The 19,080-nt window shown below is 67.1% G+C and carries 20 protein-coding genes; 4 read left to right on the top strand and 16 right to left on the bottom strand.

The window, feature by feature from the left end; all coding sequences use genetic code 11:
• Positions 1 to 40: 40 nt before the first annotated feature.
• From JUB11_RS05880 to JUB11_RS05830, 11 genes are all read right to left on the bottom strand, one after another.
• Entirely contained in the window at positions 41 to 535 is a 495-nt protein-coding gene (locus tag JUB11_RS05880; RefSeq protein WP_207457177.1) for a hypothetical protein, read from the bottom strand.
• A gap of 79 nt (positions 536 to 614) precedes the next feature.
• Entirely contained in the window at positions 615 to 1,136 is a 522-nt protein-coding gene (locus JUB11_RS05875) for a putative toxin-antitoxin system toxin component, PIN family (protein ID WP_247886870.1), read from the bottom strand.
• A 50-nt stretch (positions 1,137 to 1,186) separates the two neighbouring features.
• On the bottom strand, positions 1,187 to 2,437 hold the full coding sequence (locus JUB11_RS33345; protein ID WP_207457175.1) for an SPOR domain-containing protein: 1,251 nt from the start codon (positions 2,435 to 2,437) through the stop codon (positions 1,187 to 1,189).
• 187 nt (positions 2,438 to 2,624) lie between these two features.
• On the bottom strand, positions 2,625 to 2,897 hold the full coding sequence (locus JUB11_RS05865; protein WP_207457173.1) for a twin-arginine translocase TatA/TatE family subunit: 273 nt from the start codon (positions 2,895 to 2,897) through the stop codon (positions 2,625 to 2,627).
• 101 nt (positions 2,898 to 2,998) lie between these two features.
• Positions 2,999 to 3,916 (bottom strand): allantoinase PuuE, encoded by a 918-nt coding sequence (gene puuE / locus JUB11_RS05860; protein WP_207457171.1) that lies wholly within the window; start codon positions 3,914 to 3,916, stop codon positions 2,999 to 3,001.
• A 42-nt stretch (positions 3,917 to 3,958) separates the two neighbouring features.
• Positions 3,959 to 4,534, bottom strand: a complete 576-nt coding sequence (locus JUB11_RS05855; RefSeq protein WP_207457168.1) for a septation protein A — start codon at positions 4,532 to 4,534, stop codon at positions 3,959 to 3,961.
• 321 nt (positions 4,535 to 4,855) lie between these two features.
• Complete coding sequence (locus tag JUB11_RS05850; protein WP_207457166.1) at positions 4,856 to 6,370, bottom strand: AMP nucleosidase; 1,515 nt, start codon at positions 6,368 to 6,370, stop codon at positions 4,856 to 4,858.
• Positions 6,370 to 7,638: a signal recognition particle-docking protein FtsY gene (gene ftsY, locus JUB11_RS05845; RefSeq protein WP_207457162.1), complete on the bottom strand. Its 1,269-nt coding sequence runs from the start codon at positions 7,636 to 7,638 to the stop codon at positions 6,370 to 6,372. The genes JUB11_RS05850 and ftsY overlap by 1 nt, the downstream gene beginning before the upstream one ends.
• Before the next feature lie 27 nt (positions 7,639 to 7,665).
• Positions 7,666 to 8,952 carry a tRNA (N(6)-L-threonylcarbamoyladenosine(37)-C(2))-methylthiotransferase MtaB gene (gene mtaB, locus JUB11_RS05840; RefSeq protein ID WP_207457154.1) on the bottom strand — a complete coding sequence of 429 codons (1,287 nt, stop codon included), beginning with the start codon at positions 8,950 to 8,952 and terminating at the stop codon, positions 7,666 to 7,668.
• Complete coding sequence (dapF, locus tag JUB11_RS05835; RefSeq protein ID WP_207457151.1) at positions 8,949 to 9,782, bottom strand: diaminopimelate epimerase; 834 nt, start codon at positions 9,780 to 9,782, stop codon at positions 8,949 to 8,951. The genes mtaB and dapF overlap by 4 nt, the downstream gene beginning before the upstream one ends.
• A 156-nt stretch (positions 9,783 to 9,938) precedes the next feature.
• The gene (locus JUB11_RS05830) at positions 9,939 to 10,385 is read right to left on the bottom strand and encodes a GtrA family protein (protein WP_207457149.1); all 447 of its coding nucleotides are present in this window, start codon (positions 10,383 to 10,385) and stop codon (positions 9,939 to 9,941) included.
• A gap of 402 nt (positions 10,386 to 10,787) precedes the next feature.
• Here JUB11_RS05830 and leuD point away from each other — a divergent pair, with 402 nt between their 5' ends.
• Positions 10,788 to 11,399, top strand: a complete 612-nt coding sequence (gene leuD / locus JUB11_RS05825; protein ID WP_207457146.1) for a 3-isopropylmalate dehydratase small subunit — start codon at positions 10,788 to 10,790, stop codon at positions 11,397 to 11,399.
• Positions 11,400 to 11,458: 59 nt separating this feature from the next.
• Positions 11,459 to 12,571, top strand: a complete 1,113-nt coding sequence (leuB, locus tag JUB11_RS05820; protein WP_207457144.1) for a 3-isopropylmalate dehydrogenase — start codon at positions 11,459 to 11,461, stop codon at positions 12,569 to 12,571.
• An 82-nt stretch (positions 12,572 to 12,653) separates the two neighbouring features.
• Here the strand turns inward: leuB and JUB11_RS05815 are convergent, their stop codons facing one another.
• Positions 12,654 to 12,938, bottom strand: coding sequence for a general stress protein (locus tag JUB11_RS05815; RefSeq protein WP_207457142.1), 285 nt, complete (start codon positions 12,936 to 12,938; stop codon positions 12,654 to 12,656).
• Between the two features lie 181 nt (positions 12,939 to 13,119).
• Entirely contained in the window at positions 13,120 to 13,998 is an 879-nt protein-coding gene (locus JUB11_RS05810; protein ID WP_207457138.1) for a CoA ester lyase, read from the bottom strand.
• Between the two features lie 169 nt (positions 13,999 to 14,167).
• Between JUB11_RS05810 and pdxY the strand changes: the two genes are divergently transcribed.
• The gene (gene pdxY / locus JUB11_RS05805) at positions 14,168 to 15,028 is read left to right on the top strand and encodes a pyridoxal kinase PdxY (RefSeq protein ID WP_207457135.1); all 861 of its coding nucleotides are present in this window, start codon (positions 14,168 to 14,170) and stop codon (positions 15,026 to 15,028) included.
• A 126-nt stretch (positions 15,029 to 15,154) separates the two neighbouring features.
• The gene (zapE, locus tag JUB11_RS05800; protein ID WP_207457132.1) at positions 15,155 to 16,282 is read left to right on the top strand and encodes a cell division protein ZapE; all 1,128 of its coding nucleotides are present in this window, start codon (positions 15,155 to 15,157) and stop codon (positions 16,280 to 16,282) included.
• Positions 16,283 to 16,711: 429 nt separating this feature from the next.
• On the opposite strand, the gene JUB11_RS05795 is transcribed toward zapE, so the two are convergent.
• From JUB11_RS05795 to JUB11_RS05785, 3 genes are all read right to left on the bottom strand, one after another.
• Positions 16,712 to 17,068, bottom strand: a complete 357-nt coding sequence (locus JUB11_RS05795) for a ribbon-helix-helix domain-containing protein (RefSeq protein ID WP_207457129.1) — start codon at positions 17,066 to 17,068, stop codon at positions 16,712 to 16,714.
• Positions 17,069 to 17,131: 63 nt separating this feature from the next.
• On the bottom strand, positions 17,132 to 17,812 hold the full coding sequence (locus tag JUB11_RS05790; RefSeq protein WP_207457124.1) for a hypothetical protein: 681 nt from the start codon (positions 17,810 to 17,812) through the stop codon (positions 17,132 to 17,134).
• Between the two features lie 12 nt (positions 17,813 to 17,824).
• Positions 17,825 to 18,898, bottom strand: a complete 1,074-nt coding sequence (locus JUB11_RS05785) for a hypothetical protein (protein ID WP_207457121.1) — start codon at positions 18,896 to 18,898, stop codon at positions 17,825 to 17,827.
• Positions 18,899 to 19,080 lie beyond the last annotated feature (182 nt).

Genomic DNA, 19,080 nt, shown 5'->3' with positions numbered 1-19,080 from the left:
CTGGCGAAAGAATGGCGAAACGGTCTTCCGGGAAGGGCCGTCAGGCGTCCTCGCCGGACAGTTCCCCGGCGGCCTGGCGCGCGGCGCGCAGCAGGGTCTGGTCGGGCTCGAACGGGCCGGCCTCCTCGTCCCAATGGTCGGGGGCCACGCGGCGCTTCAGCTCGCGCGCGGCTTCCAGCAGCAGATGGGCGAGGCGCTGGTCCGGCAGGGCCTGGACGAGCGCGCGCAGCTCCGCGTTGGTGAGCGCGGCCGGCTCGAAGGCCGGCGGAGGCGGGGGCGGGGCGGGGGGCGCCAGCGGCAGGGCGGCGGGCTGCTCCCGGACCGGCGCCGGGGCCAGCGCCGCGGCCTTCCGCCGGGCGGCCCTGCCGTCCGCCGGAGCGGCGGCCAGGGAGCCGGGAAGAGGCGCCGGCACGGCTTCGCGCACCACGTCCACCTCGACGGGCGCTGCGAGGTTTGTGGCGCGGGACCGGCGCGCCGGCTTGCGCACCCGTTCCGTCTCGGGCAGGTCGTCGAAGAGGAGGGGTTGCATGCTCATCCGTTCACTCGCGGTTTGCGAAGTGTTCACGGTTCATTCTATGGATCGCGGCCCGCTTGTCGAGGGTAAAAAGCCGGGGCTACCCCTCGCAACCGTCACCCGGTCCGCCCGGCCGGGCCGTCCCTCCGGGCCGGCGCGCCGCTTCCGGCAAGGCCTCCAGGAAGCGCGCGGGGCGCAGGATGCGGGTTCGGCCGATGCCGCGCACCGACAGGAGCTGCCGGTCCACCGTGACCAGCCAGTCCGCGTCGCCCGCCAGCGCCACCGCGAGGAACATGTCGTCCTCCGGGTCCCGGCACAGCCGGCCGATCTCGGCGGGCCGGACCAGCCGCGACCGGGCGGTGAAGGCGGCGACGCTCCGCTCCCGCTCGGCGGCGGGTTTGTAGCGCTCGAAGTCCGGACGGGTCAGGACGGCGCGCAGTTCGGCGAGCGTGTCCTCGGACGCCAGAAGCTCGCCCGTGGCCAGCGCCGTCTCGACGCAGTTCCGCACGGCCTCGTCGCGGCGCGAGACGCCCTCGCCGAGCAGGGCGTAGGCGACCAGCACGTTGGTGTCGAGAACGGCGCGGAAAAGCGGTTCCGCTGGCATGGTGTGCGGGCCGTGCATGGGGATCGTTCCCTTTGCGGCATCGTCCGGCGTCCGTCCGGACGCCGGGCTCAGCGTGCCCCGATGACGACGACGGGATTCAGCCCGCCGATGCTGCTCCGCAGATCCTCGGCGGCGCGTTGCGCCTCGGCGCTGCTGGGGTAGCGGCCGACGCGCACGACGCGCCAGTTCCGCTGCTCGGAGTCGGTCCAGGCCAGCGTGTAGGCCTCGATGCCGCGCGCCTGGAGGCGGCGCACCAGCGCGTCGGCGTTCTCCGCCACCTGGAAGGAGCCGAGCTGGATGGTGAAGCGCCCGCCGTTCCCCTGCGCCGGGACGGCCGGAGCCGCCGCCGCCGGAGCGCGGGGGGATGCCGCCGGCTTGGCCGGCTGCGTCGCCGCGGCTGGCGGCGGGGCCGTTTGCGCGGGAGGCGCTGGAGGCGGACCACTCCGGACCGGAGCGCTTTGAGTTTGAGCACTCTGAGTCTGAGCACTCTGGGCAGGGGCCGGCGGAGCGGGTTCGGCCGCCGGTGCCTCGGCCACGGGCGGCGCCGGCTGGGGCGCGGGGGCCGGAGCGGGCGCGGTGACAGCAACCGGGCCTGCCGCCGTGGCGGTCTCGGGCTGGCGGGTGTCGGCGGCGGGAGCGGTCGTGGGCGACGGGGCCGATACAGGCGACGGGGGCGATGCAGGTGCCAGGGCCGACGCAGGTGCCGGATCGGCCGGCTTCGCGGCCGGTGCCTCGGCGCTCCGGGGGGCGGCGGCGGCGGGCGCGGGCGGCTCGGGAGCGGTGGCGGCGAGGGGAGGCGTGCTCTGCGGCGCGGGAGCGGCGGCGGTTGCCGGCGGGGCGGTCGGCGCGGGCGCTTCCGGCATTGCGGGGGGCGGCGCCAGGACGGCGGGTGCGGCCGGGTCGGACGGGGCGAGATCGGGGCGGGCGATCAGCGCCTGCGGCCCGCCACCCTGGTTGCCCCCACTCTGACTGCCCTCGTCCATCACCTGCGGCGCCTCGGCGACGGAGGACGCATCCTCGCCGCCCCGGCCATCCAGCATCACGACCGCGAAGCCCACGCCGGCCGCCGCGACCAGGGCGGCGGCGATCATGCCGAGCGGCAGGCGGCGGTCCGCCTTCCTCTCCGGCCCATCGTCCAGCGCGTCGTCGTCCAGCGGGTCGGCGCCGTGATCGTCGGCCGCGTTCGGCGGCAGGTCGTCGTTCAGCGCGCGCAGGAGCTTCGCGATGTCCTCGCGGCTGGCCTCGGCGGGCTCCGTTCCGGTGGAAGCGGTTCCGGCGGGCCGCCGGCCGGGGGTCTTGTGCTTGTCCTTGACGCTCACGGCGGGGGGAACATCCAAAAGGTCGGCGGGGAGGAGAAGGCCCGCCCGCGCAATGGACGCGCGCCGGGGCCTCGGGAATCGATTCCCGCTCTTTCTACCGTAAATTCCACAGGGTTAAAACCCGCATGCGGACCGGCGCCCGTGAGAAAGATCGGGCGCCGGTCCTGCGGGCTCAGGTCCGTGGGGTTCAGCCCTGCGGAGGCGGGCCCGGCTGGCGCGGGGCCTCGGAGACACCGGGTGCGGCACCCGGACGGGGAGCGGCCGGCGGCACCTCATGCTGGATGGTGGTCGTCGAGGCGGCCGGGGCGGGCTTGTCGTCCTCATCGTCCTTCATGCCGGACTTGAAGGCCTTCACGCCCTTGGCGAGATCGCCCATGACCGACGGCAGCTTCCCGGCCCCGAACAGGAGCAGGATGATGACGAGAACGATGATCCAATGCCAGATGCTGAAGCTGCCCATATCCGTAAGGTTTCCCTTGTTTTTACTGCCGTTGTCTATGTGAGGCGAGGGGGCGTGCCGGGCAAGAGCGCCGGGGCAAATCCTCCACTCCCGCCGTTTCGTTATCGATCCCCGCGATAGGGATGCTCGGCGATCCAGTGCCGGGCGATGTCGAGCCGGGTGGTGACCCACACCCTGTCATGGCCCCGCACGTAATCGAGGAAGCGGGCGAGTGCCGCCGCGCGGCCCGGCCGCCCGACAAGGCGGCAGTGCAGCCCGACCGACATCATCCTCGGTCGCTCCGCGCCCTCCGCGTAGAGCACATCGAAGCTGTCCTTGAGGTAGCTGAAGAAGTGCTCGCCCGTGTTGAAGCCCTGGTTCGTCGCGAAGCGCATGTCGTTGGCGTCGAGCGTGTAGGGCACGATCAGCTGCGGGCGGCCGTGGCGGTCGTCCCAATAGGGCAGGTCGTCGGCGTAGGAGTCGGCGTTGTAGACGAAGCCGCCCTCCTCGGCCACCAGCCGCCAGGTGTTCGGGCTGCAACGGCCGAGATACCAGCCGAGCGGCCGCTCCCCCGTCACGCGGGTGTGCACCTCGATGGCGCGCAGCATGTGCTCGCGCTCCTCCTCGGCCGACCGGTGCTGATAGTCGATCCAGCGCCAGCCGTGGGTGGCGATCTCCCAGCCCGCGGCCTTCATGGCGGCGACGGCGTCGGGGTTGCGCTCCAGCGCCATGGCGACGCCGTAGACGGTGACCGGCATGCCGCGCTCGGTGAACATGCGGTGCAGCCGCCAGAAGCCGGCGCGCGAGCCGTACTCGTAGATCGACTCCATGTTCATGTGCCGCATGCCCTGGATGGGCTGGGCGCCGACGATCTCCGACAGGAAGGCTTCCGAGGCGGCGTCGCCGTGCAGCACGTTGTTCTCGCCGCCCTCCTCGTAATTGACCACGAACTGCACCGCCACCCGCGCCCCGCCCGGCCAGTTGGCGTGCGGCGGCTCGGCTCCGTAGCCGATCATGTCGCGGGGGTAGGCGTCCGTCATCTGCGGGGCTCCGGCGGTGGTTCGGGCGGGAAGGGAAGGGGATCAGGGGGCCGCGGTCTTGTCGGTGGAGGCCGCGCCCTCCTCCGGGATCTGGTGGCGCAGGATCACGGGCGTCTGGAAGGCGCTGAAGACCAGCGTCAGCGGCATGATGCCGAAGACCTTGAAGTTCACCCAGGCGTCGGTGTCCATGCTGCGCCAGACGATCTCGTTCAGCACCGCCAGCAGCAGGAAGAAGAAGGCCCAGCGCAGGCTGAGGATGCGCCAGCCCTCGTCCGTCAGGCTCAGCACCGTGCCGAGCAGCCGCTTCATGACGTTGCGGCGCATGGCGTAGGACACGAACAGCACGGCGGCGAAGAGCAGGTTCACCAGCGTCGGCTTGATTTTGATGAACAGGTCATCCTGGAGCCACAGGGTCAGCCCGCCGAACAGCAGCACGAAGCCGGCCCCGACCACGGGCATGATCGGCACCTTGCGCTCCATGCGCCAGGAGACGAGAACCGCCGCCAGGATGGCCACCATGAAGACGGCCGTGCCGACCATGATCCCGCCCTGCGCGTTGGCGATGAAGAAGGCGGCGAGCGGGCCGGCTTCCGTCAGCAGTCGAAGATACTGGTTCATGCCGACTCACATAGCCCGAACCGCGCCCGGGCGGAAGAGGGAAGGGATGGAACGATCAGGTAGCGAAGGGGTTTTGGCTCGCCATTACGCAGGCAGCGTAAATACCCTCTTCCAGAACGGGCTGCGATTTGCACCCTATTGGCAATGGCGCGACTGGGAAAACAACAAATTAACCGTCATCCCCGCGAAAGCGGGGATCCAGAGTTCCCCAAAGCGGCATGCAATGGGAAGTTCTGGATCCCCGCTTTCGCGGGGATGACGGCAAGTTCACTTCCCACAATAGAAAATTTGCTTGCGTGGTATTTTGAGCCAGGAGGCGTCCTACTGGAACGCCACCTCGGCGAAGCTGCGCAGCTTGCGGGAGTGCAGGGTTTCCATGCCGTGCTCGCGCAGCAGTTCCATGGCGAGCACGCCGATCTTCAGGTGCTGGTCCACGCGGTCGCGGTAGAAGCGGTCGGCCATGCCCGGCAGCTTGAGCTGGCCGTGCATGGGCTTGTCCGACACGCACAGCAGCGTGCCGTAGGGCACGCGGAAGCGGAAGCCGTTTGCGGCGATGGTGGCGCTTTCCATGTCCAGCGCGATGGCACGGCTCTGGCTGAAGCGCATCAGGGGCTCGCGGTGGTCGCGCAGCTCCCAGTTCCGGTTGTCGATGGTGGCGACGGTGCCGGTGCGCATGATGCTCTTCAGCGCGTAGCCGTGCAGGCCGGTGACGCTCTCCACCGCCGTCTCCAGCGCCCGCTGCACCTCGGCCAGCGCCGGGACGGGGACCCAGGTCGGCAGGTCGGCGTCCAGCACATGGTCGTCGCGGACATAGCCGTGCGCCAGCACATAGTCGCCGAGCCGCTGGGTGCCGCGCAGGCCCGCGCAGTGGCCCAGCATGATCCAGGCGTGCGGGCGCAGCACGGCGATGTGGTCGGTGATGGTCTTGGCGTTGGACGGGCCGACGCCGATGTTCACCAGCGTGATGCCGTTCCCGTCTGGTCGGGTCAGGTGGTAGGCGGGCATCTGCGGCAGGCGCGCCAGCTTGGCGAGGCTGGCCGGGGCGTTCGGGTCGAGGTTCCGGTTGTGGGTGACGCCGTCGCCCGGCTCGATGAAGCGGTCGTACTGGCGGCGGTATTCGGCGAGTGCCGGGTCGTCCGTCGGCTCCATGATCTCGCGCGACATGCGCACGAACTCGTCCACGTAGAACTGGTAGTTCGTGAAGAGGACGAAGTTCTGGAAATCCTCGGGATATGTGGCCGTGTAGTGGCGCAGCCGGTGCAGGGAGAAGTCCACGCGGGGTGCGGTGAACAGCGCCAGCGGCTTCTCCGCGTCCAGCGCCGCCTCGTAGGTGCCGTTGACGATGGTGTCGTCCATGCGGGCGAGGTCGGGCAGGTCGAACAGGTCCGGCAGCAGGTTCAGCCGCTCCGGGGCGATGTCGCCCTCCACATGCATGCCGTTGGCGAAGGCGAAATGGATGGGGATCGCCTCGGTGCTGACGCCGACCTCGAGCGGCACGCCGTGGTTCCGCAGCAGCAGCGAGAGCTGTTCGCGGTAATAGCGGTCGTACAGGTCGGGGCGGGTCAGGGTGGTGGCGTGGGCGCCCGTGCCCTCGATGAAGCCGTAGGACAGGCGCGTGTCGATCGACGCCGCCGTCGTGGTGGTCATGCGGACGTAAGGATAGAAGGCCTGGCGCCGCTCCATCCCGTCCTCCCCGCGCGTGAAGGCCTGGAAACGGTCGCGCAGGAAGCCGGTGTTGGCGTCGTAGATCGCGCGGACCTGGGCCAGCGCCTCGTCGGCGTCGGTGAACTGGCCGACGGGGCCGGGCTGGTAGGGGGCCGTGGCGGTCGTGGGCATCACTTCTCCAGGCCAAGCAGTGAACGGGCGAAGGCGTCGGCGTCGAAGGGGCGCAGGTCGTACACCCCCTCGCCGACGCCGATGGCGTGCACGGGGATCTTGAACTTCTCGGCGAGCGCGACCAGCACGCCGCCACGCGCCGATCCGTCCAGCTTCGTCAGGATCAGGCCCGAGACGTTGACCATGTCGCGGAACACCTCGACCTGGCTGTGGGCGTTCTGCCCGGTGGTCGCGTCCAGCGTCAGCAGGGTGGTGTGAGGCGCGGTTTCATCGACCTTTTTGATGACGCGCACGATCTTGCGCAGCTCGTCCATCAGCCCGGCCTTGTTCTGAAGCCGGCCGGCCGTGTCGATCAGCAGCACGTCCACGCCCGCGCGGCGCGCCTGTTCCAGCGCGTCGTAGGCGAGGCCGGCGGCGTCCGCCCCGGTGTCGCGCGCGATCACCGGGCAGCCGGTGCGCTCGCCCCAGATCTTCAGCTGGCTCACGGCGGCGGCGCGGAAGGTGTCGCCGGCCGCCAGCATCACCGACTTGCCCTCCGCCCGGAACTGGCGGGCGAGCTTGCCGATGGTCGTGGTCTTGCCGGTGCCGTTGACGCCGACCACCAGGATGACGTGCGGCTTCAGCGACGCGTCGATCTCCAGCGGCCGGGCGATGGGGCCGACGATCCGCGCCACCTCGGCGGCCAGGGTCGCGCGGACCTCCTCCGGCGTGACCTCCTTGCCGAAGCGGGTGCGCGCCAGCTCCGCCGTGACCTTGGCCGCCGTGGCGGGGCCGAGATCGGCGGTGATCAGCAGCTCCTCCAGCTCCTCCAGCGCCTCGTCGTCGAGCTTGCGCTTGGTGAAGATGCCGGTGATGCCCTCGGTCAGCTTGCTGGAGGACTTGGACAGACCCTCCTTCAGCCGGGCGAACCAGCCCTTCTTCGGCGGCTCCTCGTCGAGCGCGGCCGGAGCCGGGGCCGGAGCCGGGGCCTCGGCGCGCACGGGCTCCGGCGGCTGCGGGTTCACCACCTCCGGCTCGTCCTCGCGCACCTCCGGCTTGTCGGGCGGGGCGAGCGGGGGCGGGTCGGGCGTCTCCACCGCCGGGGGCGGGGGAAGGTCGGACGGCAGTTCGGGGGCCGGCTGCGGGGCCGGTTCGGCGGCGGGCGGTGCCGGCGCCGGCTCCTGCGCCACGGGTTCAGGGCTGGCGGCGGGCTCCGGCGCGACGGGCGCGGCCTCGTCCTTGCGGGTTTCTTCCTCGGGCTTCTTGCGGCCGAACCAGCGCAGGATCATTGGGTGTCCGATGTCTGAGGTTGGGGGTTACGCCGTGACCGGAGAACCGGTGAGCTTGCCGTCCCGGATTCCCGTCACCACGGCGCGCACCAGCGCGCCGGGCGTCTGCGGGGTGCCCAGGCGGATCTCGGCGAAATGCTCGGTGCGGCCGAGGTCGTCCTTCTCGACCAGCACCTCGACCGTGCTGCCGAGCAGGGTGCCTTGCGTGCGTGCCTCGACCACGGCGCCCAGCGCGCGCAGGCGGGCGGCGCGCTCCTTGCGGATCGCCCCGTCCACCTGCGGCATGCGGGCGGCGGGGGTGCCGGGGCGCGGGCTGTAGGGGAAGACGTGCAGCCAGGTCAGGCCGCATTCCTCGACCAGCCGCAGCGTGTTCTCGAACATCTCCTCGGTTTCCGTCGGGAAACCGGCGATGAAGTCCGCGCCGAACACGATGTCCGGGCGCAAGCTGCGCACGCGCTGACAGAAGGCGATGGCGTCGGCGCGCATGTGGCGGCGCTTCATGCGCTTCAGGATCATGTCGTCGCCGGCCTGGAGCGACAGGTGCAGATGCGGCATCAGCCGCGGCTCGGTCTCGATCAGCCGCCAGAGGTCGTCGTCGATCTCGATGCAGTCGAGCGAGGAGAGGCGCAGGCGCGGCAGTTCCGGCACGGCGGCGAGCAGACGGCGGACCATCTGGCCCAGCGTCGGCGTGCCCGGCAGGTCGGGGCCGAAGCTGGTGATGTCCACGCCGGACAGCACCACCTCGTTATAGCCGGCGGCGACCAGTGCCCGCACCTGCTCCACGATGGCGCCGATCGGCACGGAGCGCGAGGGGCCGCGCCCATAAGGAATGATGCAGAAGGTGCAGCGGTGGTCGCAGCCCTGCTGCACCTGGATGAAGGCGCGCGCCCGGTCCTCGAAACCGCCGATCAGGTGGCTCGCGGTCTCCTTCACCGACATGATGTCGTTGACCAGCACCTTTTCCGTCGGCGCCAGCCCCCAGCTTTCCGGCTGGAGCTTTTCCTGGTTGCCGAGGACCTGGTCCACCTCCGGCATGGCGGCGAAGCGCTGCGGGTCGATCTGGGCGGCGCAGCCGGTGACGACGATGCGCGCACCCGGCCGTTCCCGCCGCAGCTTGCGGATGGTCTGGCGCGCCTGCCGCTCGGCCTCGGACGTCACGGCGCAGGTGTTGACGATGACGAGGTCTTCCAGCCCCGCCTGGCGCGCGTGCGCCCGCATCACCTCGGACTCGTAGCTGTTGAGGCGGCAGCCGAAGGTGACGATCTCGGGATCGGCGAGGTTTCGGGTGTCGTCGTGGGAAAGGGTGTCGGTCATACCGGTACCAGTTCGGACGCAAGGCGCCCGGTGAAGCTCAGTGCGACGGGGCCGGTCATCAGGACGCGGCCGTCGTCGAGCCAGTCGATGGTGAGGGTGCCGCCGTCCAGCAGGATGTCGGCCTTGCGGCCGGTCAGGCCGCGGCGGGCGGCGGCGACCAGCGTGGCGCAGGCGCCCGTGCCGCAGGCCCGCGTAACGCCCGATCCGCGCTCCCACACGCGCATGCGGATCGCGGTGGGGGAGAGGACCTGCGCGAATTCCACGTTGGTGCGCTCGGGGAAGGCGGGGTGGTGTTCCAGCGGCGGGCCGACCCGGTCCAGCGGAACGGCGTCGGCGTCCTCCACGAAGAAGACGGCGTGCGGGTTGCCCATGTTGACGGCGACCGGATCCCGGTAGCCGTCCTGCTCAATGTCGAGGCGCAGCGTGTCGGCCGGGCCGGCGAGCGGGATCTGCTCCCAGTCGAGCCGCGCCGGGCCCATGTCCACGGTGATGCGTCCTTCCTCGGCCCGGTAGGCCTCCAGAAGGCCGGCACCCGTCTCGAAGGTGACGCGCTCCGCCCCGGTCTCCTCCAGCAGCAGCCAGCCGATGCAGCGCGACGCGTTGCCGCAGGCCGAGACCTCGCTGCCGTCGGCGTTGTGGATGCGCATGAAGCCGCCCGACCCTTCCTGCGTCGCCGCTTCCAGGACGATGAACTGGTCGCAGCCCACGCCGGTCTTGCGGTCGGCGATGGCGCGCACCTCGGCCTCGGCCGGGCGGTACGGCGTGTTGCGGGCGTCGATCACGACAAAATCATTGCCGAGACCATGCATTTTCAGGAATTCGCGCGTCATGACCGCCGTTATATGGCGAGGAGCGGGCCGGAGTCCATGGCCGGCGGACCGCCGAAGACCGGCCATCCCCTGCGCGCAACACTTGGGTCCGCCGGCTTTCGTGCCTGGCCGGTTTTCGCGCCTGGCCGGTTTTTTGCGCCTGATTGACGGGCCGGATCAGCCCTGGCGGAAGACCAGCCACCGCGACGTGAAGAAATTGAACAGGAGACCGGCCACCGATCCCGCGCAGACCGCCAGCACCGGATAGGCCGCAACGACGGCGACATTGGCTTCCAGCCCAAGCGAGACCGCGATGTTCACGGCCCCGCCGATGCCGTTCGCGGCGGCGAACTTGGCCCATTGCCGGTGCGGCGGCTCGCGCACCGCGTCCCGGAAGGTGAAGCTGCGGTTCAGCGCCCAGGTCGCCGTCACCGCGCAGAGGAAGGAAAGCGCGCGGGCGACGGGGAACTCCGCGGCCCCGCTCCACAGGATCGCATAGAGCACCGCCGTGTCCACGGCCAGCCCGCCGACGCCGACGAGACCGAACCGCATGAATTGGACGAGGAGCCGGCCGCGCGGGCGGTCCAGCAGCCGGCCGAGGCGGGAGGCGATGGCGGCGATCATGGAGGTTGGCTGTCGCGTGGGGTCATGGGGCGCCCATCATACGATTTTCATGAAGTCCCGATCTGTGGTCAGACTTCCGCTCCACGGGGCGCGGGGCCGCAGTCGCGGCCCTATACCGGGTTCGGAGGTCGGAATTTTCCGAACCCGGTATTAGACAGCACAAAGACATGGCGCAATCCAGGCCGGCGTGCGGCCGAGCCGGGCATCGCAATGCTGGTCCGAGACCCCCGAAAAGGGCCATCCGGATAAGATCCTTGCGTTTCGTTGTACCCTCTCTTGCGCATTCGTGCTATGCGTGCCTCCGTCGCGGCAAGCTTCCTCTGGCAATGGCGGATAGGCTCTGCTATTCACCGGGCACCGCAGGCGCACCCCTGATTTCTTTCGCGCGACAGGATTCTGGCGATGGATAAGTTCACTGTTCTCACCGGTGTCGCGGCACCGCTTCCGATGATCAACATCGACACCGACATGATCATCCCCAAGCAGTTCCTGAAGACGATCAAGCGCACCGGGCTCGGCAAGCACCTCTTCGACGAGATGCGCTACACGGCCGACGGCCAGGAGGTCGCGGAGTTCGTCCTCAACAAGCCGGCCTACCGTGGGGCCAAGATCCTGGTGGCGGGCGACAATTTCGGCTGCGGCTCCTCGCGCGAGCACGCGCCCTGGGCCCTGCTGGACTTCGGCATCCGCTGCGTTATCGCGCCGAGCTTCGCCGACATCTTCTACAACAACTGCTTCAAGAACGGCATCCTGCCGATCCGCCTTACCAAGGAGCAGGTGGACCTGCTGCTGGACGACGCCTCGCGCGGCGCCAACGCGGTCATCACCATCGACCTGGAGCGCCAGGAGATCACCGGTCCGGACGGCGGCAAGATCACCTTCGAGGTCGAGCCGTTCCGCAAGCACTGCCTTCTGAACGGCCTGGACGACATCGGGCTGACCTTGCAGAACGTGTCGTCCATCGACAGCTACGAAAGCAATCTGGCCGGCGACCGGCCCTGGATCCGGATCTGACCGGACCTGTACGTGCGACGACCTGAACAACTGGCGCCCAAATAAGGAGTGCGTGCGCAATGCCCGCCAATAAGAAGCTTCTCGTTCTTCCCGGGGATGGAATCGGTCCGGAGGTCATGCGCCAGGTGCGCCGCGTGATCGACTGGATGGACCGCAAGCGTGGCGTGTCCTTCGACATCACCGAGGGGCTGGTCGGCGGTGCCGCCATCGACGCCCACGGCGTTCCTCTGACGGACGAGACGCTGGCCGCCGCGATGGCGTCCGACGCGGTGCTGCTGGGCGCCGTCGGCGGCCCGAAGTGGGACAAGGTCGCCTTCGACAAGCGCCCGGAGGCCGGCCTGCTGACCCTGCGCAAGGAGCTGGCGCTGTTCGCCAACCTGCGCCCGGCGACCGTCTTCGACGCGCTGGTCGACGCCTCGACCCTGAAGCCGGAGATCGTCAAGGGCCTGGACATCATGTTCGTCCGCGAGCTGACGGGCGGCATCTATTTCGGTGAGCCGCGCGGCATCGAGGATATGGGCAACGGCGAGCGCCGCGGCGTCAACACGCAGACCTACACCACCACCGAGATCCGCCGCGTCGCCGCGGTGGCCTTCGAGCTGGCGCGCAAGCGCGGCAACAAGGTCCACTCGCTGGAGAAGGGCAACGTGATGGAATCCGGCCTGCTGTGGCGGCAGGAGGTCACGCGGCTGCATCAGGAAGAATATTCGGACGTCGAGCTGCACCACATGCTGGCCGACAACGCGGCCATGCAGCTGGTGCGCAACCCGCGCCAGTTCGATGTGATCGTCACCGACAACCTGTTCGGCGACATCCTGTCGGACGAGGCGGCCATGATGACCGGCTCGCTCGGCATGCTGCCGTCGGCGTCGCTCGGCGCCGCGGACGCCAATGGCAACCGCAAGGCGATGTACGAGCCGATCCACGGCACCGCCCCGGACATCGCGGGCAAGGATCTGGCCAACCCCTGCGCGATGCTGCTGAGCTTCGCCATGGCGCTGCGCTACAGCTTCGACCGCGCCGAAGAGGCCGGCATGATCGAGGCCTCGATCCAGCGTGTCCTGTCCGGCGGCATGCGCACGGCTGACATCATGGCTCCGGGCATGGCGCGCTGCTCGACCACCGTGATGGGCGACTCCATCCTGCGGGAACTCGACAAGCTCTCCGCCTGACGGCGTGACCGTTCAGGCCGGCCGATAAAAAGAACCCCTCTCCCGGCGACGGGAGAGGGGTTTTTCTATGCCCCCGGGCCGGTCATTCCGCCGTCCGGTCGGCGCTGCGGCCGCCGTGGCTGGCCTGCCCGCCCTTGCGGCCGGCAGCGGCCGCCAGGGACGGATCGCGGGAGAAACTGCGCGAGGTGGCGGGGACGCTGCGCCCGCCCTTTCGCCCGGCTTCCGCCGCCAGTTCGGGATTCTTCGAAAAGCTGCGCTTGCCCGCCGGCACGCTTTCCCCGCCTTTGCTGGCGATCTCGCGTTGCCGGTCGGGATCCATCGACGCGAAGCCGCGGCTCGACGTGCGGCCATTGTCCTTCGAGGCCATCTGGAACCTCCACCTCTGCTTCAGTCCAGCAAACCGGAGGGGGCCGGGATGGTTCCCGAAGGGATGAGTCTTCCCGATGGCTTTTTCCAAAAGCGGGGTACGTCGCCCGCGCCCGTGATTCTGGCGAGCGTGATTCTGGCGAGCGTGATTCTGGCGCCCGTGATTTGGGCGTCCCGGTCCTTCAGGCGCCTTCCAGGCCGGCGATGGCTTGCGCCAGCGCCACGAGCCGCCGGGCGTTCTCGACATGCAGGTTCTCCACCAGCTTCCCGTCCACCAGCACCACGCCTTTGCCCTCGGCCGCCGCGCGGGCGTGGGCGTCGATGATGCGCCGGGAATAATCCAGCTCCTCGGCCGTCGGGGCGAAGGCCTCGTTGCAGGCGGCGATGGTCTTGGGATGGATCAGCGTCTTGCCGTCGAAGCCCAGCTCGCGCCCCTGTCGGCAGGACTGGCGGAACCCCTCATCGTCCTCCAGGTCGAGATGGACGCCGTCGAGGATGGCGAGGCCGTAGGCGCGGGCGGCCAGCAGGCAGAGGCCGAGGCTGGTGATCATCGGCAGCCGTTCGCGCGTGTGGGCGGCCTGGAGGTCCTTGGCGAGGTCGGAGGTGCCCATGACCAGGGCGCCCAGCTTCGGCGAGGCCCCGGCGATCTCCTTCGCGTTCAGCATGCCGAGCGGCGTTTCCATCATGCACCAGATGCGCTGGCCCTCCGGCGAGCCGTGGGCGCGCAGCACGGCTTCCGCCTGGCGGACGGCGTCGGCGCTTTCCACCTTGGGCAGCAGCACGGCGTCCGCCCCGCTGGAGGCCGCCATGACCAGGTCCTCGTAGCCCCAGGGGCTGTAGGGGCCGTTGACCCGCACCGCCAGCTCCCGCCCGCCGTAGCCGCCGGCCGCCAGCGCGTCGCGGATGGCCTGCCGCGCGCCCGCCTTGGCGTCGGGGGTAACGGCGTCCTCCAGGTCGAGGATCAGCCCGTCGGCGGGCAGGCTGCGGCCCTTTTCCAGCGCGCGCGGGTTGGAGCCCGGCATGTAGAGCAGGCTGCGGCGCGGGCGGACGGTCATGGCCATGGCGGTTCCTCTCGGCAGGTCTTGTCGGCGCAGGTCTTGTCGGCGGCTTGCCCATCGGGTGCCGCCGCCATGCTTAGCCCCGGCGGCGCGTGAAGACCAGCCCTGCGAGGCGCCGTTTTTCACGGCGGGAGGTTTACGGAAGCCCTGGCTTGGCATAGCTTTGCTGGCCATGCAGACCGTCATCTCCATCCAGTCCCATGTTGCTTACGGCTATGTAGGCAACCGGGCCGCCGTCTTCCCGCTCCAGCGCCTGGGGCTGGACGCCACCGCCGTGAACACGGTGCAGTTCTCCAACCACACCGGCTACGGCAAATGGACCGGCCAGGTCTTCACGGCGGAGCACATCGCCGAGATCGTGGAGGGCATCGCCGCGCGTGGCGTGCTGCCGGCCTATGACGCGGTGCTGTCGGGCTACATGGGCGACGTCGGGCTGGGCCGGGTGATCGTCGAGACGGCGGCGCGGGTGAAGGCCGCCAACCCCAAGGCGGTCTATTGCTGCGACCCGGTGATGGGCGACGTCGGGCGCGGCTTCTTCGTGCGGCCGGGCCTGCCGGAGTTCATCAAGGAGCACGCCGTCCCCGTCGCCGACATCCTGACGCCGAACCAGTTCGAGCTGGAGTATCTGGCCGACCGCAAGGTGGAGACGCTGTCCGACGCGATGGAGGCGACGGCGGCCCTGCGGGCGCGCGGCACGCGGCTGGTGCTGGTGACCAGCCTGACGCGGGCCGACGCCGACCCCGACCGGATCGAGATGCTGGCCGACGGGGCCGAGGGCGCCTGGCTGGTCTCCACCCCGCGCCTGCCGCTGGACCCCGCGCCGAACGGGTCCGGCGACGCGGTGGCCGCCCTCTATCTCGCCCATTACCTCAAGACCGGCAGCCCGGCCGAGGCGCTGGAGCGGGCGGCGGCGGCGATCTACGCCATCTTCCAGGAAACCCAGCGGCGCGGCACGCGCGAGCTTCAGCTGATCGCCGCCCAGGACGAGTTCGTCAACCCGAGCCGGACCTTCTCCGCAGAACGGGTGCGCTGACGCCCTGTCCTGCCCCGAAGGGGCGGCGCGCAGGGGTTCGGTACGGTCCGGGCGGGTGTTCCGCGTTGCGGTGGGCGGGCGCATCCGCTACCTAAGGAATCCCTTGTCCTGATCCAAAGCGAATCCATGTCCGAAGGACCGCTTACGGTATACCGCGCCCGGCGCGGCGACGGCTCCCTGCGTCCCGACCCGGACCAGGCGCTCGCCGCCGAGAAGTTCCAGAGCCTGTACAACGCGCTGAAGGGCTATCGCCCGCAGCCGGCCACGGTGAAGACCGGCTGGCTGGAGCGGTTCGGGCTGGGCCGCCGCGCCGACCCGGAGCCGCCGCCGCAGGGCCTGTACCTGTATGGCGGGGTGGGGCGGGGCAAGTCCATGCTGATGGACCTGTTCTTCGACACCGCCCCGGTCGAGAAGAAGCGCCGCGTCCATTTCCACGAGTTCATGCTGGAGGTGCACGACCGGCTGCACCATCTGCGCCAGTCGATCCCCGACGCCAGCGAAGCCCTGCCCGAGCTGGCCCGCCGGCTGGCCGACGAGGCGTGGCTTCTGTGCTTCGACGAGTTCCACGTCACCAACATCACCGACGCCATGATCCTGGGCCGGCTGTTCACCGCCCTGTTCGAGATGGGCGTGGTGGTGGTGGCGACCTCCAACTGGCCGCCGGACATGCTCTACAAGGACGGCCTTCAGCGCGAGCTGTTCCTGCCCTTCATCGACCTGCTGAAGCAGAAGCTGGACGTGCTGTCGCTGGAAGGCCCGACCGACTACCGCATGGACCGGCTGAGCGGCAAGCCCGTCTACCACTGGCCGCTCGGCCCCGAATCCGACCAGCGCCTGAAGGAGGCCTTCGCCGCGCTGACCGACGGCGCCCCCGGCGCCCCCGTCCGCCTCGCCGTCCAGGGCCGCCGCGTCGAGATCGAACGCGCCGCCCATGGCGTCGCCTGGGTGAATTTCTGGGATCTCTGCGGCAAGCCCTTCGGCGCCGCCGACTATCTGGCCATCGCCACCCACTTCCACACGGTGCTGATCGACGACGTGCCGACGATGAAGGACGAACTGCGCAACGAGGCCAAGCGCTTCATGACGCTGATCGACGCCCTCTACGAGCACAAGGTCAAGACGGTCATCACCGCCGACGGCCCGCCGGACCGGCTGTACCCCGAAGGCACCCACGCCTTCGAGTTTGAACGCACGGTCAGCCGCCTGATGGAGATGCAGAGCGAGGAGTACATGCGGAGCCGGCATATACAGTAATTGAGATAGAGCACATATTCTTGGTCCTTATATTTTATGGACTCAGGGCGGTGCTAATGAGTTTGAGGATCGGTGTGATGCATATAGTTGCTTTAGCTGCAATGGGATACGAATTTATGCATATCGGTTTCGCGTGATTAATAAAAAATAAGACGCGAGCGGGGATAAACTATAAAAATGCGGTCGCGAGTCGTTTGCTCTTTTGCTAAAAACAGCGTAAGCAAAAGTTCGTTTGTGCTTTTAAAAAATGATTGCCGCCGCTAATGCGGTGCTTTTGTATACAAAACATGAGTCCTCTTACGTTTTGCAGCATGCTGCGTTTTGCTGAGCGCGAGCTTCGAGGGCGAATGCTTTTTTTGCGCTGCCTCGATTGTAGTGGTAGCGCTTGCGTGTATGCCCTTGTAAGTAAATATGATTTAAAGCCGTGCTCTATTGATTTGCCTGATCCGGAATGTCCCCAGCAATATCCATAAGCGCTTCCTCCAAAAGTGTAGGACCCCTCCGCGCTGCAGACTGACGGAAATAGGTAACTACCAATATGTGAATGGCGGACACTAATTCGTTAGAGGTTACTTCGTGCGCGAAAATTCCTGCTTTTTTCGCGACACGAGCCCTGAGTTGTTTGACCACATTATCCACTGAGTCGGATTCCCGGTGTGCGATGTCTTCAAGTCCTCTCCAGTAGGTTGTTTCTAAGGACAGCCGTAGATCTTTACCGTCGAAATCGAAGTGCCTTGTCTCAGAAACGGCAGGATCAGGGGGCAGAGGGGCGGCGAAATCCAGCACATTACTCTCCACTATAGTTGGATATCCCGGCCGCGTGATGCGGCCGGGAGAAAATGATAGATGTTAGGCTGCCTGACGGACCACAAAGCAGCCGGCACCGGCCATCAGTTCCGACCTAAGGGATTGCGTGCCTTGCGTAACGAAGCATCCCGCACCAGCGTTCAGTTCAGAGGTGTTTTTGGCAGCTTTTTTGACAACAAAGCATCCCGCTCCTACATTTACATCGGCAGAGTTTTCTGCTTCCTTTCGTGCCACAAAGCACCCCGCGCCAGTCGCGGACTCATTAGGTGGAATACTCCGCTTTTCAAAGAAGCAGCCTGCTCCGGCGGAGTCCGTTGCCTCCGCCCGGGGACGTTCAAAACAGCCCGCTCCGGCCGAAATTCCATCAACATAGGGGCTCACGGGCATTGTGTTGCCATAGGCAACCAACTTGCGTGTCTTTTCCCAAGCTCGATCATAAGCTTCAGTACGGTAAACGGTCGGGTCGTGGTCAATGATTTCGCCGACAAGAAATAGACAATCCTCCCGATAACGCCGGGTATGAAGGATGTGATGGTGCCATGCTTTGTCAACAAGCTTAGTCGGAACAATATTTTCGTTTGGGTTCATCGCAACGGCAACTAGGAACTGACGGTACAAATCGACAGCTTGCGTTGCGATTTCAGGGTGTATTCCGTCCGTGTTGATGAGCCCATCAACGATGAACTGAAAATCGAGGGAGTTCACTTTCTGGATAAAGGTCATGTTGTCCTCGTTCTATGAGCTGCGCGACCGGGCAGCGCCGGTTATCGCCGCGACCACCATTGCAAAGCGGGTGAGGCGCGATTGACTATTTGCAGAAATCTGTTTTCTGCTCAGCTTTCGGGTGATGCTTGCAAGCTGACTTCTGCCTGTTGCGGCGCTCTTGCCTTGGGCTGTTGTAACTTCGTGGCTTGATGCGCCATCGCTGATCGCAGCGGCATGAGCAGCTTCTGCAGGCGTCAGGCCAAAATCTCGCTCAAGCACGCTAGCCAAGGTTTCTTCATCGAACTTCGGTGGTGCGACAACCACCACCGCCATTCCATCCGCAGCAAGGTTTTGTGACACAGAAACAACAAGTGGTTCACCACCATTGGGGCGACGAAGGCAGATAGCTACCTGCGGCACAGGCAATGCTCCCGACGCGGCGGCGGCGACAAGGCGTCGGAGGTTGATATCGTCATCATCGTAAGGTGAACTGATAATACGACCGCTTCGCAAACGTAGGCCGTCACCTTTCAAAAGCATGTCATCCATGGCAGCGTTTTTATGCCTGACAACGCAATCTCGGCTTACCACAGCTACCCCGATTGCGATGCAGTCTAGTGCTGCAGCTTTTTGGCGAGCGTTCTCGCGTTGCCGAATCACTTCAACTAAGCTCGCAGCCGGGGCAGCTTCCGAGAAGTAGTGGTCAAGATCTACCCCTGATCGCCCCTTTTCAACACGGATTTGAGCATTCCATCCATTGCCTAGGCGTACATGCGAACAGACCATCTCGACCGGAAACAACCGGGTAAACTCAAGGCGGGCTTCTAACCTTTGCAGCTTTGCCACTGAGAGATGTTGGCGAACATCCGCGAGTGCAGGATTGCCGCGAGGCCTGCTGTTCTGCGCAGTCTGTAACAAAATATCATCAAAGGTCAGTGGCTGATTGAAGTCACAGAAGCTGTAAATCTGCCGCTGGCGCTCACTTGCGTAGCGAAGGATGTCTTTGGCATCGAATATAACGAAGCCTGCGGAAAGCTTGGCGGCGAGCACGGCCATGTCCGCCAACGGCGTTGGTATCTCGGACGGAAGCGATAATGCAGCCATGAAACAATCTTTCAATGCGTGGCCTCGTGTCATGAAGCCTGCCAAGGATTTTTGAGGCTGTCATGCATCATGCGATGTACGGCATCAAAAATTTTTTGCCGTGCCCCTGTTTTCCACACTTACATATGCGAGAAGCACACCATGGTATTGCTGAGCTCTTTAATGACAGGCAAAGGCTCACC

It is taken from the genome of Azospirillum sp. SYSU D00513 (genome assembly GCF_017356015.1).
Lineage (GTDB): Bacteria > Pseudomonadota > Alphaproteobacteria > Azospirillales > Azospirillaceae > Azospirillum.
The sequence above is the reverse complement of the archived record's forward strand: the minus strand, read 5'-3'. Positions and strand labels throughout refer to the sequence as shown.

Bases quoted from the DNA above. Each gene is read 5' to 3' on its own strand.
- JUB11_RS05880 (WP_207457177.1), bottom strand. From the start codon at position 535: ATGAGCATGCAACCCCTCCTCTTCGACGACCTGCCCGAGACGGAACGG.
- JUB11_RS05875 (WP_247886870.1), bottom strand. From the start codon at position 1,136: ATGCACGGCCCGCACACCATGCCAGCGGAACCGCTTTTCCGCGCCGTT.
- JUB11_RS05865 (WP_207457173.1), bottom strand. From the start codon at position 2,897: ATGGGCAGCTTCAGCATCTGGCATTGGATCATCGTTCTCGTCATCATC.
- puuE (WP_207457171.1), bottom strand. From the start codon at position 3,916: ATGACGGACGCCTACCCCCGCGACATGATCGGCTACGGAGCCGAGCCG.
- JUB11_RS05855 (WP_207457168.1), bottom strand. From the start codon at position 4,534: ATGAACCAGTATCTTCGACTGCTGACGGAAGCCGGCCCGCTCGCCGCC.
- JUB11_RS05850 (WP_207457166.1), bottom strand. From the start codon at position 6,370: ATGCCCACGACCGCCACGGCCCCCTACCAGCCCGGCCCCGTCGGCCAG.
- ftsY (WP_207457162.1), bottom strand. From the start codon at position 7,638: ATGATCCTGCGCTGGTTCGGCCGCAAGAAGCCCGAGGAAGAAACCCGC.
- mtaB (WP_207457154.1), bottom strand. From the start codon at position 8,952: ATGACCGACACCCTTTCCCACGACGACACCCGAAACCTCGCCGATCCC.
- dapF (WP_207457151.1), bottom strand. From the start codon at position 9,782: ATGACGCGCGAATTCCTGAAAATGCATGGTCTCGGCAATGATTTTGTC.
- JUB11_RS05830 (WP_207457149.1), bottom strand. From the start codon at position 10,385: ATGATCGCCGCCATCGCCTCCCGCCTCGGCCGGCTGCTGGACCGCCCG.
- leuD (WP_207457146.1), top strand. From the start codon at position 10,788: ATGGATAAGTTCACTGTTCTCACCGGTGTCGCGGCACCGCTTCCGATG.
- leuB (WP_207457144.1), top strand. From the start codon at position 11,459: ATGCCCGCCAATAAGAAGCTTCTCGTTCTTCCCGGGGATGGAATCGGT.
- JUB11_RS05815 (WP_207457142.1), bottom strand. From the start codon at position 12,938: ATGGCCTCGAAGGACAATGGCCGCACGTCGAGCCGCGGCTTCGCGTCG.
- JUB11_RS05810 (WP_207457138.1), bottom strand. From the start codon at position 13,998: ATGGCCATGACCGTCCGCCCGCGCCGCAGCCTGCTCTACATGCCGGGC.
- pdxY (WP_207457135.1), top strand. From the start codon at position 14,168: ATGCAGACCGTCATCTCCATCCAGTCCCATGTTGCTTACGGCTATGTA.
- zapE (WP_207457132.1), top strand. From the start codon at position 15,155: ATGTCCGAAGGACCGCTTACGGTATACCGCGCCCGGCGCGGCGACGGC.
- JUB11_RS05790 (WP_207457124.1), bottom strand. From the start codon at position 17,812: ATGACCTTTATCCAGAAAGTGAACTCCCTCGATTTTCAGTTCATCGTT.
- JUB11_RS05785 (WP_207457121.1), bottom strand. From the start codon at position 18,898: ATGGCTGCATTATCGCTTCCGTCCGAGATACCAACGCCGTTGGCGGAC.